Source organism: Litoreibacter sp. GN1-5, from assembly GCF_055693805.1.
Genome location: NZ_JBVFUP010000001.1, coordinates 2,807,501 through 2,825,119 on the forward strand (window position 1 = coordinate 2,807,501; position 17,619 = coordinate 2,825,119).

16 protein-coding genes, 2 rRNA genes, 1 pseudogene and 1 riboswitch (1 of these 20 running past the window's edge) are annotated in these 17,619 nt (G+C 54.9%); all 19 genes and pseudogenes read left to right on the forward strand.

Annotated elements, in window-relative coordinates:
• Positions 1-1,711: ribosomal RNA gene (locus tag ACZ1HF_RS14000) — 23S ribosomal RNA — on the forward strand (it extends 1,962 nt beyond the left edge of the window).
• Between the two features lie 70 nt (positions 1,712-1,781).
• Positions 1,782-1,896: ribosomal RNA gene (rrf, locus tag ACZ1HF_RS14005) — 5S ribosomal RNA — on the forward strand.
• 247 nt (positions 1,897-2,143) lie between these two features.
• Positions 2,144-2,518 carry an IS630 transposase-related protein gene (locus tag ACZ1HF_RS14010; protein ID WP_472658089.1) on the forward strand — a complete coding sequence of 125 codons (375 nt, stop codon included), beginning with the start codon at positions 2,144-2,146 and terminating at the stop codon, positions 2,516-2,518.
• Between the two features lie 7 nt (positions 2,519-2,525).
• Positions 2,526-3,002: an IS630 family transposase gene (locus ACZ1HF_RS14015; protein WP_472658090.1), complete on the forward strand. Its 477-nt coding sequence runs from the start codon at positions 2,526-2,528 to the stop codon at positions 3,000-3,002.
• A gap of 13 nt (positions 3,003-3,015) precedes the next feature.
• Positions 3,016-4,004: pseudogene (locus tag ACZ1HF_RS14020) on the forward strand (hydantoinase/carbamoylase family amidase); the annotation flags it as partial.
• A 125-nt stretch (positions 4,005-4,129) separates the two neighbouring features.
• Positions 4,130-6,097: an AMP-binding protein gene (locus tag ACZ1HF_RS14025; protein WP_472658091.1), complete on the forward strand. Its 1,968-nt coding sequence runs from the start codon at positions 4,130-4,132 to the stop codon at positions 6,095-6,097.
• The gene (locus tag ACZ1HF_RS14030; protein ID WP_472658092.1) at positions 6,097-6,918 is read left to right on the forward strand and encodes an ABC transporter ATP-binding protein; all 822 of its coding nucleotides are present in this window, start codon (positions 6,097-6,099) and stop codon (positions 6,916-6,918) included. The genes ACZ1HF_RS14025 and ACZ1HF_RS14030 overlap by 1 nt, the downstream gene beginning before the upstream one ends.
• Positions 6,911-7,444 (forward strand): hypothetical protein, encoded by a 534-nt coding sequence (locus tag ACZ1HF_RS14035; protein WP_472658093.1) that lies wholly within the window; start codon positions 6,911-6,913, stop codon positions 7,442-7,444. Before ACZ1HF_RS14030 ends, ACZ1HF_RS14035 begins: the two co-directional genes overlap by 8 nt.
• Positions 7,445-7,464: 20 nt before the next feature.
• Positions 7,465-8,451, forward strand: a complete 987-nt coding sequence (locus ACZ1HF_RS14040; protein ID WP_472658094.1) for a branched-chain amino acid ABC transporter permease — start codon at positions 7,465-7,467, stop codon at positions 8,449-8,451.
• 278 nt (positions 8,452-8,729) lie between these two features.
• Positions 8,730-9,806: a branched-chain amino acid ABC transporter permease gene (locus tag ACZ1HF_RS14045; RefSeq protein ID WP_472658095.1), complete on the forward strand. Its 1,077-nt coding sequence runs from the start codon at positions 8,730-8,732 to the stop codon at positions 9,804-9,806.
• A gap of 67 nt (positions 9,807-9,873) precedes the next feature.
• Positions 9,874-11,151: an ABC transporter substrate-binding protein gene (locus tag ACZ1HF_RS14050; RefSeq protein WP_472658096.1), complete on the forward strand. Its 1,278-nt coding sequence runs from the start codon at positions 9,874-9,876 to the stop codon at positions 11,149-11,151.
• A 63-nt stretch (positions 11,152-11,214) separates the two neighbouring features.
• A complete protein-coding gene (locus tag ACZ1HF_RS14055) occupies positions 11,215-12,042 on the forward strand; it encodes an ABC transporter ATP-binding protein (protein WP_472658097.1) in 828 nt (275 codons plus the stop codon).
• A gap of 113 nt (positions 12,043-12,155) precedes the next feature.
• A riboswitch (TPP riboswitch) is annotated at positions 12,156-12,262 on the forward strand.
• A gap of 49 nt (positions 12,263-12,311) precedes the next feature.
• Positions 12,312-13,121 carry a bifunctional hydroxymethylpyrimidine kinase/phosphomethylpyrimidine kinase gene (thiD, locus tag ACZ1HF_RS14060; RefSeq protein ID WP_472658098.1) on the forward strand — a complete coding sequence of 270 codons (810 nt, stop codon included), beginning with the start codon at positions 12,312-12,314 and terminating at the stop codon, positions 13,119-13,121.
• Positions 13,118-14,113, forward strand: a complete 996-nt coding sequence (locus tag ACZ1HF_RS14065) for an FAD-dependent oxidoreductase (RefSeq protein ID WP_472658099.1) — start codon at positions 13,118-13,120, stop codon at positions 14,111-14,113. Before thiD ends, ACZ1HF_RS14065 begins: the two co-directional genes overlap by 4 nt.
• Positions 14,094-14,294 carry a sulfur carrier protein ThiS gene (gene thiS, locus ACZ1HF_RS14070; RefSeq protein WP_472658100.1) on the forward strand — a complete coding sequence of 67 codons (201 nt, stop codon included), beginning with the start codon at positions 14,094-14,096 and terminating at the stop codon, positions 14,292-14,294. Before ACZ1HF_RS14065 ends, thiS begins: the two co-directional genes overlap by 20 nt.
• Before the next feature lie 3 nt (positions 14,295-14,297).
• Complete coding sequence (locus ACZ1HF_RS14075) at positions 14,298-15,074, forward strand: thiazole synthase (RefSeq protein ID WP_472658101.1); 777 nt, start codon at positions 14,298-14,300, stop codon at positions 15,072-15,074.
• Entirely contained in the window at positions 15,071-15,673 is a 603-nt protein-coding gene (locus ACZ1HF_RS14080) for a thiamine phosphate synthase (protein WP_472658102.1), read from the forward strand. The genes ACZ1HF_RS14075 and ACZ1HF_RS14080 overlap by 4 nt, the downstream gene beginning before the upstream one ends.
• Positions 15,670-16,680, forward strand: coding sequence for a ThiF family adenylyltransferase (locus tag ACZ1HF_RS14085; protein ID WP_472658103.1), 1,011 nt, complete (start codon positions 15,670-15,672; stop codon positions 16,678-16,680). Before ACZ1HF_RS14080 ends, ACZ1HF_RS14085 begins: the two co-directional genes overlap by 4 nt.
• Complete coding sequence (locus ACZ1HF_RS14090) at positions 16,677-17,618, forward strand: ABC transporter substrate-binding protein (protein WP_472658104.1); 942 nt, start codon at positions 16,677-16,679, stop codon at positions 17,616-17,618. Before ACZ1HF_RS14085 ends, ACZ1HF_RS14090 begins: the two co-directional genes overlap by 4 nt.
• Position 17,619: the final 1 nt, after the last annotated feature.

Genomic DNA, 17,619 nt, shown 5'->3' on the forward strand with positions numbered 1-17,619 from the left:
TGGTGACCCGCGCCCGATCGATGTGGTGCAAGACGAGGTCTGGGGCAAGCGCTTCAGATATGGTCAAGGCCCCGTTCCTTACATGCTCGATTACTGGAAAAAATTTGGTGTCGAGCCATCAAAATCTTAATAATAAGTTCCTTAACAAGGTGATGTGTTTTCTGTGAAGCCGGGGCGTGAGCCATCCGGTGGAGAGATCACTAGTGAGAATGATGACATGAGTAGCGACAAACAGGGTGAGAGACCCTGTCGCCGAAAGTCCAAGGGTTCCTGCTTAAAGCTAATCTGAGCAGGGTAAGCCGACCCCTAAGGCGAGGCCGAAAGGCGTAGTCGATGGGAACCAGGTTAATATTCCTGGGCCATGTGGTGGTGACGGATCTCGAAGGTAGTTCATCCTTATCGGATTGAATGGGCTGCTAAGAGGTTCCTGGAAATAGCCCCACTGTAAGATCGTACCCTAAACCGACACAGGTGGACTGGTAGAGAATACCAAGGCGCTTGAGAGAACGATGTTGAAGGAACTCGGCAAAATACCTCCGTAAGTTCGCGAGAAGGAGGCCCAGTTTCTACGCAAGTATTGACTGGGGGCACAAACCAGGGGGTGGCGACTGTTTACTAAAAACACAGGGCTCTGCGAAGTCGCAAGACGACGTATAGGGTCTGACGCCTGCCCGGTGCCTGAAGGTTAAAAGGAGGAGTGCAAGCTCCGAATTGAAGCCCAGGTAAACGGCGGCCGTAACTATAACGGTCCTAAGGTAGCGAAATTCCTTGTCGGGTAAGTTCCGACCTGCACGAATGGCGTAACGACTTCCCCGCTGTCTCCAACATCGACTCAGCGAAATTGAATTGCCTGTCAAGATGCAGGCTTCCCGCGGTTAGACGGAAAGACCCCGTGCACCTTTACTACAGCTTCACACTGGCATCAGGCACAACATGTGCAGAATAGGTGGTAGGCTTTGAACCAGGAACGCCAGTTTCTGGGGAGCCTCCTTTGAGATACCACCCTTGTTCTGCTTGATGTCTAACCGCGGTCCGTTATCCGGATCCGGGACCCTGTGTGGCGGGTAGTTTGACTGGGGCGGTCGCCTCCTAAACAGTAACGGAGGCGCGCGAAGGTTGGCTCAGACCGGTCGGAAATCGGTCGTTGAGTGCAATGGCAGAAGCCAGCCTGACTGCGAGACTGACAAGTCGAGCAGAGTCGAAAGACGGCCATAGTGATCCGGTGGTCCCGAGTGGAAGGGCCATCGCTCAACGGATAAAAGGTACGCCGGGGATAACAGGCTGATGGTGCCCAAGAGTCCATATCGACGGCACCGTTTGGCACCTCGATGTCGGCTCATCTCATCCTGGGGCTGGAGCAGGTCCCAAGGGTACGGCTGTTCGCCGTTTAAAGAGGTACGTGAGCTGGGTTTAGAACGTCGTGAGACAGTTCGGTCCCTATCTGCCGTGGGTGTAGGATACTTGAGAGGAGTTGCCCCTAGTACGAGAGGACCGGGGTGAACGATCCACTGGTGGACCAGTTGTCATGCCAATGGCAGTGCTGGGTAGCTATGATCGGAAAGGATAACCGCTGAAGGCATCTAAGCGGGAAGCCCCCTCAAAACAAGGTATCCCTGAGAACCGTAGTAGACCACTACGTCGATAGGCCGGAGATGTAAGCGCAGCAATGCGTTCAGTTGACCGGTACTAATTGTTCGATAGGCTTGATTTGATCCAGTAGAAGCTGGATTTCAAAAGAGCTGCACATGCAGTTTGACTTGGATTTGATGTTGTTCCTTTGGTTTGGTGGTCATAGCGCGAGCAAAACACCCGATCCCATCCCGAACTCGGCCGTTAAGTGCCGTCGCGCCGATGGTACTGCGTCTTAAGACGTGGGAGAGTAGGTCACCGCCAAACCTAATGAGCAACATCAAGTATCTCTCTTACGATTTCTCCTCCGAAATTTTATGCTTCCTGACATCGACAGTGTTCAGCTTGCTAGATCTTCATCCATTTAATATGCCACGCACCAGCGACTTGTAAGCGTTGCGGGCTTATCACGTATCGCTTGTCCACAGCATTAAAGCGGTTTGCGTTTGATCTGAATCGAAGGGGGATTCACACGGAGCTGTTTGTGTGCTTCACTTCCTCTGGGAGGTGGATCATGGGCAAACCCTACTCTTTGGACCTTCGGGAACGGATTTGCGCTTACATTGCCAAGGGAAACTCAGCGCGTTCGGCTGGGCGGCTTTTTGGAGTTAGCGCTGCGACGGCGGTCCGTTTTGCGGCAGAGCATCGTGAACGCGGCGCGATAGCGCCCAAGCCTCAAGGCCGCCCGTCTGGTCAATTTGGCAAGCTTGCGCCGCACCGGGATTTTCTGCTGGAGATCGTGAAGGCCGAACCGGATATCACGCTCAAGGAACTGGCTGCTGCCCTCCTGCAAACACATGGCGTAGACGTTCAGCTATCGTCGTTGCACCGCGCCCTCCATCGCGCCGGGCTTTCATATAAAAAAAGGACTGATCGCGGCAGAGCGTGATCGGCCCGTGGTGCGTCAAGCCCGCCGTGACTGGATCACGCGCCGTCAGCCCCGCATGCGCCAGGAGCCGCACAGACTGGTCTTCATTGACGAGACGGCGGTGAAGACCAACCTCACACGCCTGCGCGGGCGAGCTCCAGTCGGGGAGAGGCTCTACGGCACCGCTCCCTTTGGCAGATGGGGGACGCAGACATTCATTGCCGGTCTGACGCAAGACGGGCTGATCGCTCCTTGGGTGATCAATGGTCCGATGAACGGACCTACCTTCGACACTTACGTCGACACACAGCTGGCTCCAGTGCTTGATCCCGGAACAGTCGTCATCCTCGACAACCTGTCCACCCACAAAAGCCCGCGCGCCGCCGAAGCCATGCGCAAGCGAGGCTGCTGGTTCCTGTTCCTGCCCGCCTACAGCCCCGACCTAAATCCGATCGAAATGGCCTTCTCCAAACTCAAAGCGCACCTTCGCCGCAGGCCATATTGACGAAAGGCGGTTATCGCTACTTATGGGTTCGCATACCGATAGCCAGCCCGAGGGCGGCTGGCTTGATGGCGCTTATGGCGTGATTTCCGCTTTGGAGATTGCGCGGGCATCGCGTGAACAAGGGGGACCAGCGGTCTCGGTCGTGTCGTTTCAGGACGAAGAAGGGCGCTTTGGCGTCACCACTGGTAGTACGGTTTGGGCCGGTGGTCTGGACCTTGAGGATGCCGACACTCTGACCGATGCGCATGGCACCCAATTCGGTGAAGCGCGCAAAACGATGGCCCATCTGATCACGGGTCAATGCTAGGGCATGACCGTTTCACTGGCTTCATAGAAGCGCATATCGAGCAGGGACCAGTGTTGGATCAAAGCGGCGAAGCCATCGGGATTGTCACCGATATTGTCGGTATCCGGGATATGAAAATCACCCTGACAGGCCAGCAGAACCATGCCGGCACAACGCCAATGCATTTACGACGCGATGCGTTTCAAGGGTTGGCCGCATTCTCGGAACAGCTGAATGAGCGGTTGCGCAATGTCGTGACGCCTCAGACTGTCTGGACCATCGGGCATGTAGTGTTGCGTCCCAATGCCTCATCAATTGTGCCGGGACAGGTGACGTTTTCAATGCAATGGCGCGATGGCAATGCTGACCGCCTTAACCGTATGGAAGAGATTATCCGCGAAACGGTCTCGGAAATTGCCGAACGCCGTGGCTTAGGGTTGGGGTATGGCCCGCTTCTAGGATTGGAACCCGTAGAAATGGACGCGCGGTTGCGCCAGAGCCTTGAGACTGCCGCCGAGCAGCAGGCATCTGGCAAATGGCGTCAGATGACCTCAGGTGCGCTACATGATGCAACGAACGTGTCACGTATGATTCCTGCGGCAATGCTATTTGTACCCTCAATCGGGGGAATCAGTCATGCTTTTGAGGAAGACACATCTGAAGACGACCTGATCACCGGTTTGCACGTTCTGGCATCCGCCGTAAGTCATTTCTGACAAGCCATTTCTTAATTATTTGAACGCTTGTTCAAAAAACTGATTGACGTATGCGGCCCTCCGGCCCCAATATCTGAAAAACCGAATAAATTTCGGATGCCGTAACATCGGTATGGGAGGAAAACTTGGCATCACCAACAGCTACGGCTGATCTTGTAAGCATTCCCCGTTTGTTGGACCGCAATGCGTCGCAATTCGGCTCAAAGGCAGCGTATCGCGAAAAAGAATTTGGCATTTGGCAAAGCTGGACCTGGGCCGAGAGCGCCGAAGAAATCCGCGCACTGGCTTTGGGGCTGTTGGAATTGGGGGTTGCTCAAGGCGATTTCATCGCAATCGTTGGTCGCAACCGTCCGGCGATGTACTGGTCAATGGTCGCCATTCAGTCCGTCGGCGCGGTTCCCGTGCCGCTTTATCAGGACGCGGTCGTTGAGGAGATGGCCTATGTGCTAGAACACTGCGGCGCACGCTTTGTGATCGCAGGCGATCAGGAACAGGTCGACAAAGTAATCGAGGTGCAAGAGACCGTCTCTGGCATTGAGCATATCATTTATTACGACCGCCGCGGTATGCGCAAATATGATCACACACGAATGAATGCGTTTGATGATGTGCAAGCCACGGGCCGCGCGGCGCATGAACGCTTTGACAAAGAGCTTGAGGCGCGCAAGGCGGCCAGTGGGTACGATGATACATGCGTGATGCTCTATACGTCGGGAACAACGGGGCGACCCAAAGGCGTGGTGCTATCAAACCGGAATATTATCGAGACGTCGAAGAACTCTTCAGAGTTTGATCACCTGGTTCCGGGGGATGAGATCTTGGCTTATCTTCCGATGGCTTGGGTGGGTGATTTCATCTTTTCGATCGGACAAGCCTATTGGACAGGCTTTTGTGTGAATTGTCCCGAAAGCCCGGAGACAATGCATCACGATTTGCGCGAGATCGGACCGACGTATTACTTTGCCCCGCCGCGCGTGTTTGAGACTCAGCTCACGAATGTGATGATCCGGATGGAGGATGCCGGGACATTCAAGAAATGGCTTTTCCACCACTTCATGGCCCATGCCAAGAAAGTTGGCCCCGAATTGCTGGATGGCAAGGAGGTCAGCTTTGGCGATAAGCTGAAATATAAGCTTGGCGACTTGCTGGTGTACGGACCGCTGAAGAACACGCTCGGGTTTAGCCGCGTCCGTGTGGGCTACACGGCGGGCGAGGCGATTGGCCCGGAAATCTTTGATTTCTATCGGTCTTTGGGTATCAATCTTAAGCAGCTTTACGGGCAGACCGAAGCGTCGGTGTTTATCACTCAGCAGCCTGATGGCGAGGTCCGGTCTGACACTGTGGGCGTGCCATCGCCCGGCGTAGAATTGAAAATTGCTGAGAATGGCGAAGTATTCTACCGCTCGCCAGGTGTCTTTGTGAAATATTTCAAGAACGACGAAAGCACCGCAGACACCAAAGATGCGGAAGGCTGGGTTGCAACCGGGGACGCCGGATTTATCGAGGAAGGTACTGGGCACCTGCGGATCATCGACCGCGCCAAGGATGTCGGCAAGATGGCCAATGGCGCGTTATTTGCACCGAAATATGTCGAGAACAAATTGAAGTTCTTTCCCAACATTCTTGAAGCCGTTGTTTTCGGGAATGCGCGCGAGATGTGCACGGCCTTTTTGAATATTGACCTGACCGCGGTGGGCAATTGGGCAGAGCGCAATAACATCGCCTATTCCTCCTATCAGGAATTGGCGGGCCATCCTCGCGTGCTGGAGATGATGCAGGCCCATGTCGAAGAGGTGAACAGCTCTGTCGCCGAAGACCCCATGCTGGCGGGCTGTCAGGTGCATCGGTTTTTGGTGCTGCACAAACAACTCGATGCAGATGACGGAGAGTTGACGCGGACCTTGAAAGTTCGGCGGCGGATCATTGAAGAAAAGTTTTCTGACTTGATTACAGCGCTTTATGACGGATCAACCCAAGTCTCGACCGAGACCGAAGTCACTTATGAAGACGGACGGAAAGGCTCGATCAAAGCGACTTTGGAGATACGGGACGCGAATACAGTGGAGATCAAACAGAAGATGGCGGCTGAGTGATGAACGATCTGAGTGGCGGAAACTACACCACGGCAGACGGTCGCAAGATCGGCAGCACCCTGATGGAGATGAAGAATATCACACTGCGCTTTGGCGGTGTGGTGGCAATCAAGGATATCTCATTCGACATTCATGAGGGGGAAATCCGCGCTATCATTGGCCCGAATGGGGCGGGGAAATCCTCGATGCTCAACGTGATCTCGGGCTTTTATCATCCGCAGGAAGGGGAGGTCTGGTTTCACGGGGCCAAGCGGCCTGCGATGAAGCCCTATCAAGTGGCGCAGCAAGGGATTGCACGGACCTTCCAGAATATCGCGCTATTCGAGGGCATGAGCGTTCTGGATAATGTGATGACCGGACGGCTGACACATATGAAAACCGGGATGCTGTCTCAGGCGCTTTGGTTTGGCAAAGCCGAGAAGGAAGAAACTGAGAACCGCGAAGCCGTTGAAAAAATTATAGATTTCCTTGAAATTCAGGCAATTCGGAAAACGCCGGTGGGGCGCTTGCCTTATGGTCTGAAAAAGCGCGTAGAACTTGCGCGGGCCTTGGCGGCGGAACCAAAATTGTTGCTTCTGGATGAGCCGATGGCGGGCATGAATGTCGAGGAGAAAGAGGACATGTCTCGCTTTATCCTTGATGTGAATGATGAATTCGGCACCACAATCGCGCTGATCGAACATGACATGGGCGTTGTGATGGACCTGTCAGACCGGGTTGTTGTGATGGATTACGGCAAGAAAATCGGCGACGGAACACCTGATGACGTGCGCAACAATCAAGAGGTGATTGATGCCTATCTGGGGGTCGCGCATGATTGATTTTCCAGCCAAAACCGGCATCGGACTATTATCGGAATTTTATCGGACTTTTGTCGGAGCGTCTGTCGGGCTTCTGGCTGCGGTTGGTGTAGCGCATGCCGGCGCTTGGGAAGAGTTCGCAAACCGCTGTCTGGTTCCAATGGAAAACGTCGCGTTGGGCCAGCCCGACGATTTGGACCCCGATAAGAACTTTAAAAACGATGGCGACACATATTCAGAATATCGCTTCGACGATGAAACCTACGTTCTAACCGTATCAGACGGGTATGGCGGACGGGCGCGGTGGTGCGCTGTCAGCCTTGAAGCCGAAGGGGATCAACCTTCAGCAGAGATTGCCAACGCGTTTCTGAACTGGAGCAATCAGCCTGATATCTTCGCACGATATGAAGAAGTAGAAAACAAGGATGGTGCTTTGACCTTAAGAAGCACCGATTGGCGAGAGCCAAAGATAGATGTGCGGATGAAGCTTTCTTCATCTGGCTCCGGCATTTCCCTCAGCGTTGAGGAGACCGAGCTTGAAGCGTAACCTTTTGACAGGAGGCTGCGATGCCTGACCAACTTCTCTTCGCAATAGAAGTCATCCTGAACGGGCTTATGGCCGGGGTCTTGTATGCGTTGGTCGCGTTGGGCTTTGTGCTGATCTTCAAAGCGTCGGGTATCTTCAACTATGCCCAAGGGGTTATGGCGCTATTTGCGGCGTTGACGCTGGTGGGGATCATGGAGGGGCAAGTACCGTTTGCGCATCTGATCAATGCGATTTTCGGCACGGATCTGCATCATTTCGGCTGGCATGTCCCAGCACTTCTAGCGATTGTACTGACAATTCTGGTGATGGTTGCATTCGCCTGGGCTGTGCAGAGATTCATCTTCCGCCATCTCGTCAATCAAGAGCCGATTATTCTGTTCATGGCGACCATCGGTTTGGCCTATTTCCTTGAAGGCGTGGGCGATCTGATGTGGGGTTCGGATATCAAGAAGCTGGATGTCGGGCTGCCGCAGGGGATCAATGACTGGATCGATGTGACCACGTTTGAGGCATTCGGCTATGGGTTCTTTATCGATAACCTCGACATCTCGGCGACGATTGTGGCTGTTATTCTGGTGGCCGGGCTGATCGGGTTTTCGCAATATACCAAACAGGGACGTGCCCTGCGGGCCGTTGCTGATGACCATCAGGCGGCTTTATCCGTAGGGATTTCGCTGAACTATATCTGGGTTCTGGTATGGTCGATTGCCGGTTTTGTGGCACTGGTCGCGGGTATCATGTGGGGGGCAAAATCAGGCGTGCAATTCTCGCTGTCGCTGATCGCGCTGAAGGCCCTGCCGGTGCTGATGCTGGGCGGCTTTACGTCCATTCCCGGCGCCATTGTCGGCGGGCTAATCATCGGCGTAGGCGAGAAGCTGTTTGAGTTTCTGATCGGACCGATGGTGGGCGGCGCAACCGAGAACTGGTTCGCCTACGTACTGGCACTGTTATTCCTGGTGTTCCGACCTCAGGGGCTGTTCGGGGAGAAGATCATTGAGCGGGTCTGATGCGTAAAGTTGGTAACGTGATGCTCTTGCTGGTTCAATGGGCTTTGATCATCTGGGGTGCTCTGCTTGCGGTCATTTCGATAGCTTTGGCTATTAGTGAGTGGAGGTTTGCTGTGGCTTTATCTGACTCAAATGAGACTGTTGGAGATACTTACTATATTGTGAATACAATCCAATCATTTGTATCCTCGTTCGTTGCCAGCTTGATCTCGATTGGTCTGGGATGTGGTTTGTTCTACCTCCGTCGACTTTATCTGTTCAGAAGGGAGGCCTAAGTAATGTTCTACCGTGAAGCCGGAGACTTCTCCACAACCTACCCGCAGGATAGCCAGACCTTTCCGATCAAATTTGATCGTTACAGATACTATGTTGTGTTGGCGGTGGCTTTTCTGGTCATCCCGTTCATCATCAATGATTACTGGGCAAACGCGGTGTTTGTGCCTTTCCTGATCTATGCGATTGCCGCGATTGGGCTGAATATTCTGACGGGCTATTGCGGGCAGGTGAGCCTTGGCACCGGGGCGTTCATGGCCGTAGGGGCGTATTCCTGCTATAAGCTGATGACGGCATTTCCCGAGGTCTCGATTATTATTCATGTGATCCTGTCAGGGGGCATCACAGCAGCGGTTGTGACGCTATTCGGGCTACCCAGTCTCAGGATCAAAGGGTTTTATCTGGCGGTTGCAACCCTTGCGGCGCAGTTCTTTCTTGTGTGGCTGTTCAACAAAGTGCCGTGGTTCTACAATTATTCAGCCTCGGGGCAGATTTCCGCGCCGCAACGTTCCGTATTCGGGATTATCGTGACAGGGCCGAATACAGATGCCTGGGCGAAATACATGATCTGCCTGCTCTTCGTCACAGCAGCAGCGCTTATTGCGCGCAACCTGACGCGCGGCTCGGTTGGGCGGAAATGGATGGCAATCCGGGATATGGATATCGCGGCCGAGATCATCGGGGTCAACCCGATGAAGGCAAAACTGACAGCCTTCATGGTGTCCGGCTTTTTCGTGGGCATCGCAGGGGCGCTGTTCTTCAGCGTTTATCTGGGCGCGGCAGAGGTCGGTGAAAGCTTCGGGATCGACAAGTCGTTCCTTGTTCTGTTCATGATCATCATCGGCGGGCTTGGCTCGATCTTCGGCTCTTTTGCAGGGGCGGCCTTTATGGTTCTGTTGCCTGTGTTTTTGAAAAACATCTTTGTGAGCGGGCTTGGCTGGCCTACGGACCTGGCCGCGCATTTACAATTCATCATCTCGGGCGGGCTGATCATCATGTTCCTGATTCTGGAGCCGCACGGATTGGCGCAGCTATGGCGATTGGCAAAGGAAAAACTGAGGCTTTGGCCTTTCCCGCATTGATGCGGGTCAATGATACGACCGGGATAACCCGGCAATAATCTGATGTAACCAATGGGAGGAAAAACCAATGAAACTAACGACACTCACTCTGGTCTCTGTGATGGCGGCGGGACCGGCTTTGGCCGATCTCGTCTTCCCCGATCTCAGCTATCGTACCGGACCCTATGCAGCCAACGGAATTCCGTTCTCGGACGGGTATCAGGACTATTTTACTCTGTTGAATGAACGTGACGGCGGTATAGGTGGCGTGCCCGTGCGCGTGGTGGAATGCGAGACCGCCTACAACACGGAAAAAGGTGTTGAATGCTATGAGGCGACCAAAGGCGAAGGCGCGCTGGTCTATCAGCCCCTGTCTACCGGCATCACCTATCAGTTGATCCCGAAAGCCACTGCCGACGGCATCCCTGTTCACTCGATGGGTTACGGGCGGACCTCGGCCAAGAACGGCGCGGTGTTTAGCAACATCTTCAATTACCCGGCAAATTACTGGGATGGTGCAAGCCATGCCGTGACGCATATTCTTGAAGAGAATGGCGGCGATATCAACGGCAAGAAGATCGCGCTGGTCTATCATAACTCTGCCTATGGCAAAGAACCGATCCGGACCCTGACCGAACTGTCAAAGAAGCACGGGTTTGAATTTCTGGAAGTACCCGTGGACCATCCCGGGCAGGAGCAGAAATCCCAATGGCTGCAAATTCGCCAGCAAAAGCCTGACTATGTGTTGATGTGGGGCTGGGGCGTGATGAATCAGGTTGCTATTCAGGAAGCTGCGAATATCCGTTTCCCGATGGAAAATTTCATCGGCATTTGGTGGTCCGGCTCGGAAAATGACGTGCTGCCTGCTGGTGATAAGGCCAATGGCTACAAAGCACTGACCTTCCACAACCTTGGTAAAGATTATCCGCTTTACGACGATTTGCAGAAATATGTGGTGGATGCAGGTAAAGCAGCAGGGGCTGGTGATCAGCTTGGCACTGCGCTGTATAACCGCGGTATGTACGCAGCGATGCTTGCAGCCGAGGCTGCGAAAACCGCGCAAGAGCTTTCCGGCAATGCAGATATCACGCCCGAGGATATGCGGGCAGGTATGGAAGCGCTGGAAATGACCGAGGCGAAGATGGCCGAGATTGGCCTTCCGAATTTCGGACCGGAGTTCAAAGTGTCTTGCGAAAACCACGGCGGGAATGGTCTTGGCGCTGTGGCGCAATGGGACGCGTCTGCGGGCGTGTGGAACAAGATCACCGATTACTTCCCAGCAGATCAGGACGTGCTTGCACCGCTGATCGAGGAAGACTCGGCAGCCTTTGCAGCCGAGAGCGGCATTACACCGGGCTGTTCATAAAGCTATTGCCTCGACCAGCCAAAAAGGCCGGTCGGGGCGCATTAACCTTGATGGAGTGTTGAGATGCTGGATGCCGCGAAAACAGAGGTAGAAACGAAGCCCCTGTTAGAGGTTAACAACATTGAGGTTATCTATAATCATGTGATTTTAGTGCTCAAAGGCGTGTCGCTGAAAGTTGCCCAAGGGGGCATTACGGCGCTGCTTGGGGGCAATGGTGCAGGTAAGACGACAACGCTGAAGGCGGTCTCGAACCTTCTGCATTCCGAGCGTGGCGAGGTCACAAAAGGCTCTATCGCCTATCGCGGTGAGAGCGTGGCAGGGCTGGACCCGGCATCTATGGTCAAGCGCGGCGTTATTCAGGTGATGGAAGGGCGGCATTGCTTTGAGCATCTGACCGTGGAAGAGAACTTGATGACCGGGGCCTATACGCGCCGGGGCGGTGACTTGGCCGCTGATCTGGAAAAGGTTTATGAGTATTTTCCGCGGCTGAAAGAGCGGCGGAAATCTCAGGCTGGGTATACATCCGGCGGCGAGCAGCAAATGACAGCGATCGGCCGCGCGATGATGGCGAAACCTGAGACAATCCTGCTGGATGAGCCATCGATGGGGTTGGCACCACAACTGGTGGAAGAGATTTTCGGTATTGTAAAAGACTTGAACGAACGTGAAAACGTGTCGTTTTTGCTGGCCGAGCAAAATACCAACGTAGCGCTGCGATTTGCACATTACGGATATATTCTGGAATCGGGCCGTGTCGTTATGGACGGCCCCGCAGATGAGCTGCGTGAAAACCCGGATGTGAAGGAATTCTATCTTGGTATGAGCGAAGAGGGCCGCAAAAGTTTCCGTGATGTACGCAGCTACCGGCGACGCAAACGGTGGCTAAGTTAAAGAACGCGGCACCTTAATCTATTTCGTGCGCGCTTGGACCACTTAAAAAGCCTAAGAAAAAAGTGGAGCGGCTTTGAGGCCCTTGCGTCAAGCCGGATGATCCGATACTCAGGCCATAACCGTCGGGGTGCTCTGATTAAAGGGCTGAGAAGTGCAATCGCATAAACCCGTCAAACCTGATCCGGGCAATGCCGGCGTAGGGAACGGGGAGCCATAACCGGCTCATACCTTTCTGTCTGCTTGTCCCCGAAGTCCTGAGTGTAGCAGACGTGAAAACACCAATTGCACTGACAATCGCGGGTTCAGATAGTGGCGGGGGTGCCGGTATTCAGGCCGATTTGAAGGCATTTTCCGCCCTTGGTGTTTATGGTGCCAGTGTTATTACAGCCGTAACCGCACAGAACACGCGCACTGTTTCTGCCGTTCACGAAATACCAGCAGAAATTGTCGAAGATCAAATCAAGGCCGTTCTAAGTGACATCGATGTGGATGCGATCAAGATCGGAATGCTCTTTTCCCCTGACATCATCAAAGCTGTTGCAGATACCCTTGCGCCTGATGGGCCGCCTGTGGTTCTTGATCCGGTCATGATCGCCAAGTCGGGCGACAGCCTGTTGCAGAGTGAAGCTGTAGATGCCCTCAAACAACTGATCCTTCCAAAAGCAACCGTCGTGACCCCGAACCTTCCTGAAGCGGCGGTTCTGACCGGGAGGACTGAGGCGCAGACGACGGGTGAAATGCTGGAACAGGCCAAGCACCTTCTTGACCTCGGACCCGCCGCGGTTCTGATCAAAGGGGGCCATGCGTCCGGGGATGTGTGTACGGACCTTCTTGTTGAGGCGACGGGCGCGGATTACGTCTTTTCCGCGCCGCGCATCCCGACCAAGAACACCCATGGAACTGGCTGCACATTCTCAGCAGCAATCGCCGCTGAGCTTGCCTTGGGCAAACCGCTGGCAGAGGCTGTTGGTACAGCGCATCGCTATCTCAATGCGGCGATTGATCATGCCCATGACCTTGAGGTTGGTCAGGGCCACGGACCAGTTCATCATTTTCACGCTCTTTGGGGGGACATATGATTGATGTCACCATCATTGGGGCTGGCGTTGCGGGGCTCTGTGTTGCAACGGAACTGGTTTCGCGGGGGCTGAGGGTCCGGCTGGTTGACCGCACCATGCCACCATCCCCTGACGCCTGTTCATGGTGGGCCGGTGGTATGCTTGCCCCATGGTGCGAAGGGGAAAATGCCGAAGAACCTGTCGTCCGCCTTGGTCAGGAAGCTTTTGACTGGTGGCAATCGCATACAGGCTGCGTCACACGGAACGGATCGCTGGTTGTCGCACTGGGGCGTGACGAAAGCGAGCTCAACCGCTTCGCGCGGCGCACAACGGGTCATCAGGACGTCAACCGGACCGCTTTGCGCGCGCTTGAGCCGGACCTGACAAATTCAAACCGGGGGCTGTATTTTAAAGATGAGGCGCATCTGTCACCCCGGCAAGCACTTGCGCGCCTATCAGAGAAACTGGTCGAGGGCGGCACGGAGTTCGACATCCGCGAAGCTGCCCCGCCTGATAACAATATCTCTGCGCTGACAATCGATTGTCGGGGCTTGGTGGCCAGGGATCACCTGACGGACCTTCGGGGGGTCAAAGGCGAGATGCTGATGTTGCGTTGTCCCGATGTCGCGCTTCAACGCCCGATCCGTATGCTTCATCCGCGCATTCCGATCTATCTGGTGCCGCGCTGTGATGGTGTCTTCATGCTTGGCGCCACCATGATCGAGACGTCGGGCCGAACCCGCGCCACTGCCCGGTCTGTTCTTGAACTTTTGTCCGCGGCATATGCGCTGAACCCGGCGTTCGGCGAGGCTGAAATCATCGAAATTGGCGTTGATGCCCGCCCGGCTTTCCCCGACAACCTTCCCAGAATTCGGCGCGATGGAAATGTTATCCGCGTGAATGGCCTCTACCGCCATGGGTTCCTGCTTGCACCTGCCGTTGCCCGCATGGTGGCAGACTTGGTGCTTCACAACAAAATACCGGAGTTCAGCGATGACACAGCTTACGCTTAACGGCGAACCAAAGATGACTGGCGCACTGACCTTGGCGGAAGCTGTGGAAGAGTTCGGGTTTGGGGGCGCCAAGATTGCCACAGCGGTCAATGGGATGTTTATCCCGGCAGGGGATCGTGCTGATACCAAGTTGAGCGATGGCGATCAGGTCGAGGTACTGGCCCCCATGCAGGGTGGCTGAACCATGGCGCGTCTGTTTTACGGAACCCACCTTAGATCCCCGTTTATGCTGGGAACGGCTGGGTATCCTTCGCCGGCTGCCTTGACCAAGGCATTTGAGACATCGGGGGCCAGCGTCGCCACTGTGTCGCTCAGGCGGGAAAGTGGTCTTAACCGGGACGGTCAGGATTTTTGGTCCATGATCCAGAAACTGGACGTGCTGATGCTACCCAACACTGCGGGGTGCCATACTGTCAAAGAGGCCGTCACGACCGCGCATATGGCGCGCGAAGTCTTCGATACGCGATGGATCAAGCTGGAGGTTATCGGCGAAGACGACACGCTTCAGCCAAATGTGTTTGGTCTGGTGGAAGCCGCAAGAATTCTGACCGAAGACGGGTTTCAGGTCTTTCCCTACACGACCGAGGATTTGATTGTTGCAGATCGCCTGCTTGATGCAGGGTGCGAGGTTCTGATGCCTTGGGGTGCGCCTATTGGGTCTGGTCAGGGGCTCAATAACCCCTTTGGTCTGCGCGCCATGCGTGCGCATTTCCCCGATGTGCCGCTTGTTGTGGATGCAGGGATTGGCCTTCCGTCCCATGCAGCCGCCGCGATGGAGTTGGGCTTTGATGCGGTCCTTCTAAACACGGCTGTCGCCAAAGCCGGCGATCCGGCTGTGATGGCGCGTGCCTTTGCGGATGCGATCAATGCAGGCAAAGCGGCCGTTCAGGCCGACCCGATGGAACCGTGCGACATGGCCAGCCCGTCGACCCCTGTTCTGGGAAAGGCGTTTCTGGAATGACGCTGGACCGGTTTTACCCCATCTTTGACAGCAGCGATTGGCTTGACCGACTGGTCCCGCTTGGAATTCGCTTGGTGCAATTGCGCATAAAGGACAAATCCGAGACCGAAACGCGTGCTGAAATCAGGCGGGCAAAGGCAATTTGCGTCGCCCATGATTGCCAGCTTATCGTCAATGATTACTGGCGACTGGCGCTTGAGGAGGGGTGTGATTTCATCCATCTCGGTCAGGAAGACCTTGATGACGCCGACATCAGCGCAATCCGCCAAGGTGGTTTGAAACTGGGGATCAGCACGCATGACAAGTCCGAGCTTCGTCGCGCGCTGGCGCTGGCACCAGACTATATCGCCCTTGGTCCTGTCTACCCAACGATCCTGAAGGCGATGAAGTGGACCCCGCAGGGTCTGGAAAAGCTCACAATATGGAAAAAGCTGGTCGGTGATATCCCTCTGGTTGCCATCGGTGGAATGAAGACTGATCGCGCGCAAGGGGCCTTTGATCATGGCGCGGATATCGTCTCGGCAGTGACCGATATCACCCTCTCGGATGACCCGGAAGGCCAGATCAGACGATGGATAGAAGTGACCCGCGTGTCATGACTGATCGCTACGCCAGACAGATCACTCTGCCAGAAATTGGTCGCGACGGCCAAGACGCGCTGCATAAAGCGCGCATCCTTCTGGTCGGGGTCGGCGGGCTTGGATGTCCGGCAGCACAGTATCTGGTTGGCGCGGGTGTGGGATCATTGACGCTTGTAGATGGTGATGTGGTCTCGGAAAACAATCTGCATCGACAAATCCTGTTTCGGGAGACCGAGATCGGCCAACCAAAGGTCGCCGCCGCCGGGCAGTCGCTCAGGTCGTTGAACTCTGGCTGTGACATAATTGAAATTGCGCAACCGCTTACACCTGCCAATGCGGCGGGTCCGGTTGCGGCATCCGACCTTGTTCTTGATTGCGCTGACAGCTTTGCTGTCAGCTACATTCTGTCTGATATCTGCGATGATCTGGGCAAACCGCTGATAAGTGCATCGGCGCTTGGAACGTCGGGGTATGTCGGGGCTTTTTGCGCCAGTGCGCCGAGCCTGCGCGCAGTCTTTCCAGACCTTCCGGAAAACACAGAAACCTGCGCTACGGCAGGCGTTATGGGGCCGGTCGTTGGCATTCTGGGGACCATGCAGGCACAAATTGCAATGTCACTGATCCTTGGGACAGACCCCAGCCCCATTGGGCATCTGCGGACGCTTGATGGTGCAACGCTGAAAACGGGTGGGTTCAATTTTCTTCATGCACAGGAACCTTCTGCCGCGCCTTTGAAATTCCTGGACGTGCAGGATATCCGGCACACCGACCTTGTGGTTGATCTGAGGGGTAAAGCCGAAGCGCCCGCTGTGGTCGCCCCGAAGGCGCTAAGACGGTCGGTTGCAGATTTTGCAACCGATCAACGCCCCGTGCCCGCCAAAAACCAGCGCGCTATTCTGTGTTGTCGTACCGGTCTGCGCGCCTGGCGGTCTGCGCGCGTTCTGCAAACCTACTGGGATGGCGACATCTCACTCGTCGCTATGGGCGATATGCCAAACCCACCTGAACCAAAGGATCCTTCATGAAACTCACATCTATGATCGCGGCTGCATCGATATGTATTGCAGCGCCAGCTTTGGCCGAAGACAAGATGACCGTTCTTCTGGACTGGTTCATCAACCCCGACCATGGGCCGATCATCGTCGCCGAAGAGCTGGGGTATTTCGAAGATGCCGGGCTCGACGTTGAAATCATAGCACCTGCTGATCCGTCCGATCCGCCCAAGTTGGCTGCGGCAGGAAAGGCTGACCTCGCGATTTCTTACCAACCACAACTGCACTTACAAGTGCATGAGGGTTTGCCACTTGTGCGGGTCGGAACGCTGGTGGCGACACCGCTGAATTGCCTTCTTGTGCTTGAGGACGGCCCGATCAAAACGCCCGCTGATCTAAGCGGCAAGAAGATCGGCTATTCCGTTGCTGGTGTCGAAGAAGCGCTTCTGGGCACCGTCCTGAAAACCCATGGCGTTGAGCTGGATGAGGTCGAACTGGTCAATGTGAACTGGTCGCTGTCGCCTTCGCTGATGTCAGGGCAAGTTGATGCCGTCATTGGCGCGTACCGCAATTTTGAGCTGAACCAGATGGATATCGAAGAGGTGCCCGGCAAATGTTTCTTCGTCGAGGAGGAAGGTATCCCCGCCTATGATGAGCTGATCTATGTGGCGAACCCAGAGCTGATGGATACCGACAAGATCGAACGTTTCCTTGTCGCAACCGAGAAGGCAACCCAATATATCGTTAACCATCCTGATGAAAGCTGGACGCTGTTTTCGCAAACATCGAGCGAGCTTCAGGATGAGCTGAACGCCCGTGTCTGGGTCGATACCCTGCCTCGCTTTGCCTTGCGTCCGATGGCGTTGGATGAACGACGCTACGCAGCTTTCGAGACCTTTCTTTTTGAGGCGGGCCTTATTCCAAGCAAAAACCCGGTCGGCGAAATGGCCATTGCCCTTGAGGCGGAATGAA

Excerpts from the sequence above, each read along its gene's own strand:
- ACZ1HF_RS14010 (WP_472658089.1), top strand. The coding sequence starts at position 2,144 with ATGGGCAAACCCTACTCTTTGGACCTTCGGGAACGGATTTGCGCTTAC.
- ACZ1HF_RS14030 (WP_472658092.1), top strand. The coding sequence starts at position 6,097 with ATGAACGATCTGAGTGGCGGAAACTACACCACGGCAGACGGTCGCAAG.
- ACZ1HF_RS14035 (WP_472658093.1), top strand. The coding sequence starts at position 6,911 with ATGATTGATTTTCCAGCCAAAACCGGCATCGGACTATTATCGGAATTT.
- ACZ1HF_RS14040 (WP_472658094.1), top strand. The coding sequence starts at position 7,465 with ATGCCTGACCAACTTCTCTTCGCAATAGAAGTCATCCTGAACGGGCTT.
- ACZ1HF_RS14045 (WP_472658095.1), top strand. The coding sequence starts at position 8,730 with ATGTTCTACCGTGAAGCCGGAGACTTCTCCACAACCTACCCGCAGGAT.
- ACZ1HF_RS14050 (WP_472658096.1), top strand. The coding sequence starts at position 9,874 with ATGAAACTAACGACACTCACTCTGGTCTCTGTGATGGCGGCGGGACCG.
- ACZ1HF_RS14055 (WP_472658097.1), top strand. The coding sequence starts at position 11,215 with ATGCTGGATGCCGCGAAAACAGAGGTAGAAACGAAGCCCCTGTTAGAG.
- ACZ1HF_RS14065 (WP_472658099.1), top strand. The coding sequence starts at position 13,118 with ATGATTGATGTCACCATCATTGGGGCTGGCGTTGCGGGGCTCTGTGTT.
- thiS (WP_472658100.1), top strand. The coding sequence starts at position 14,094 with ATGACACAGCTTACGCTTAACGGCGAACCAAAGATGACTGGCGCACTG.
- ACZ1HF_RS14075 (WP_472658101.1), top strand. The coding sequence starts at position 14,298 with ATGGCGCGTCTGTTTTACGGAACCCACCTTAGATCCCCGTTTATGCTG.
- ACZ1HF_RS14080 (WP_472658102.1), top strand. The coding sequence starts at position 15,071 with ATGACGCTGGACCGGTTTTACCCCATCTTTGACAGCAGCGATTGGCTT.
- ACZ1HF_RS14085 (WP_472658103.1), top strand. The coding sequence starts at position 15,670 with ATGACTGATCGCTACGCCAGACAGATCACTCTGCCAGAAATTGGTCGC.
- ACZ1HF_RS14090 (WP_472658104.1), top strand. The coding sequence starts at position 16,677 with ATGAAACTCACATCTATGATCGCGGCTGCATCGATATGTATTGCAGCG.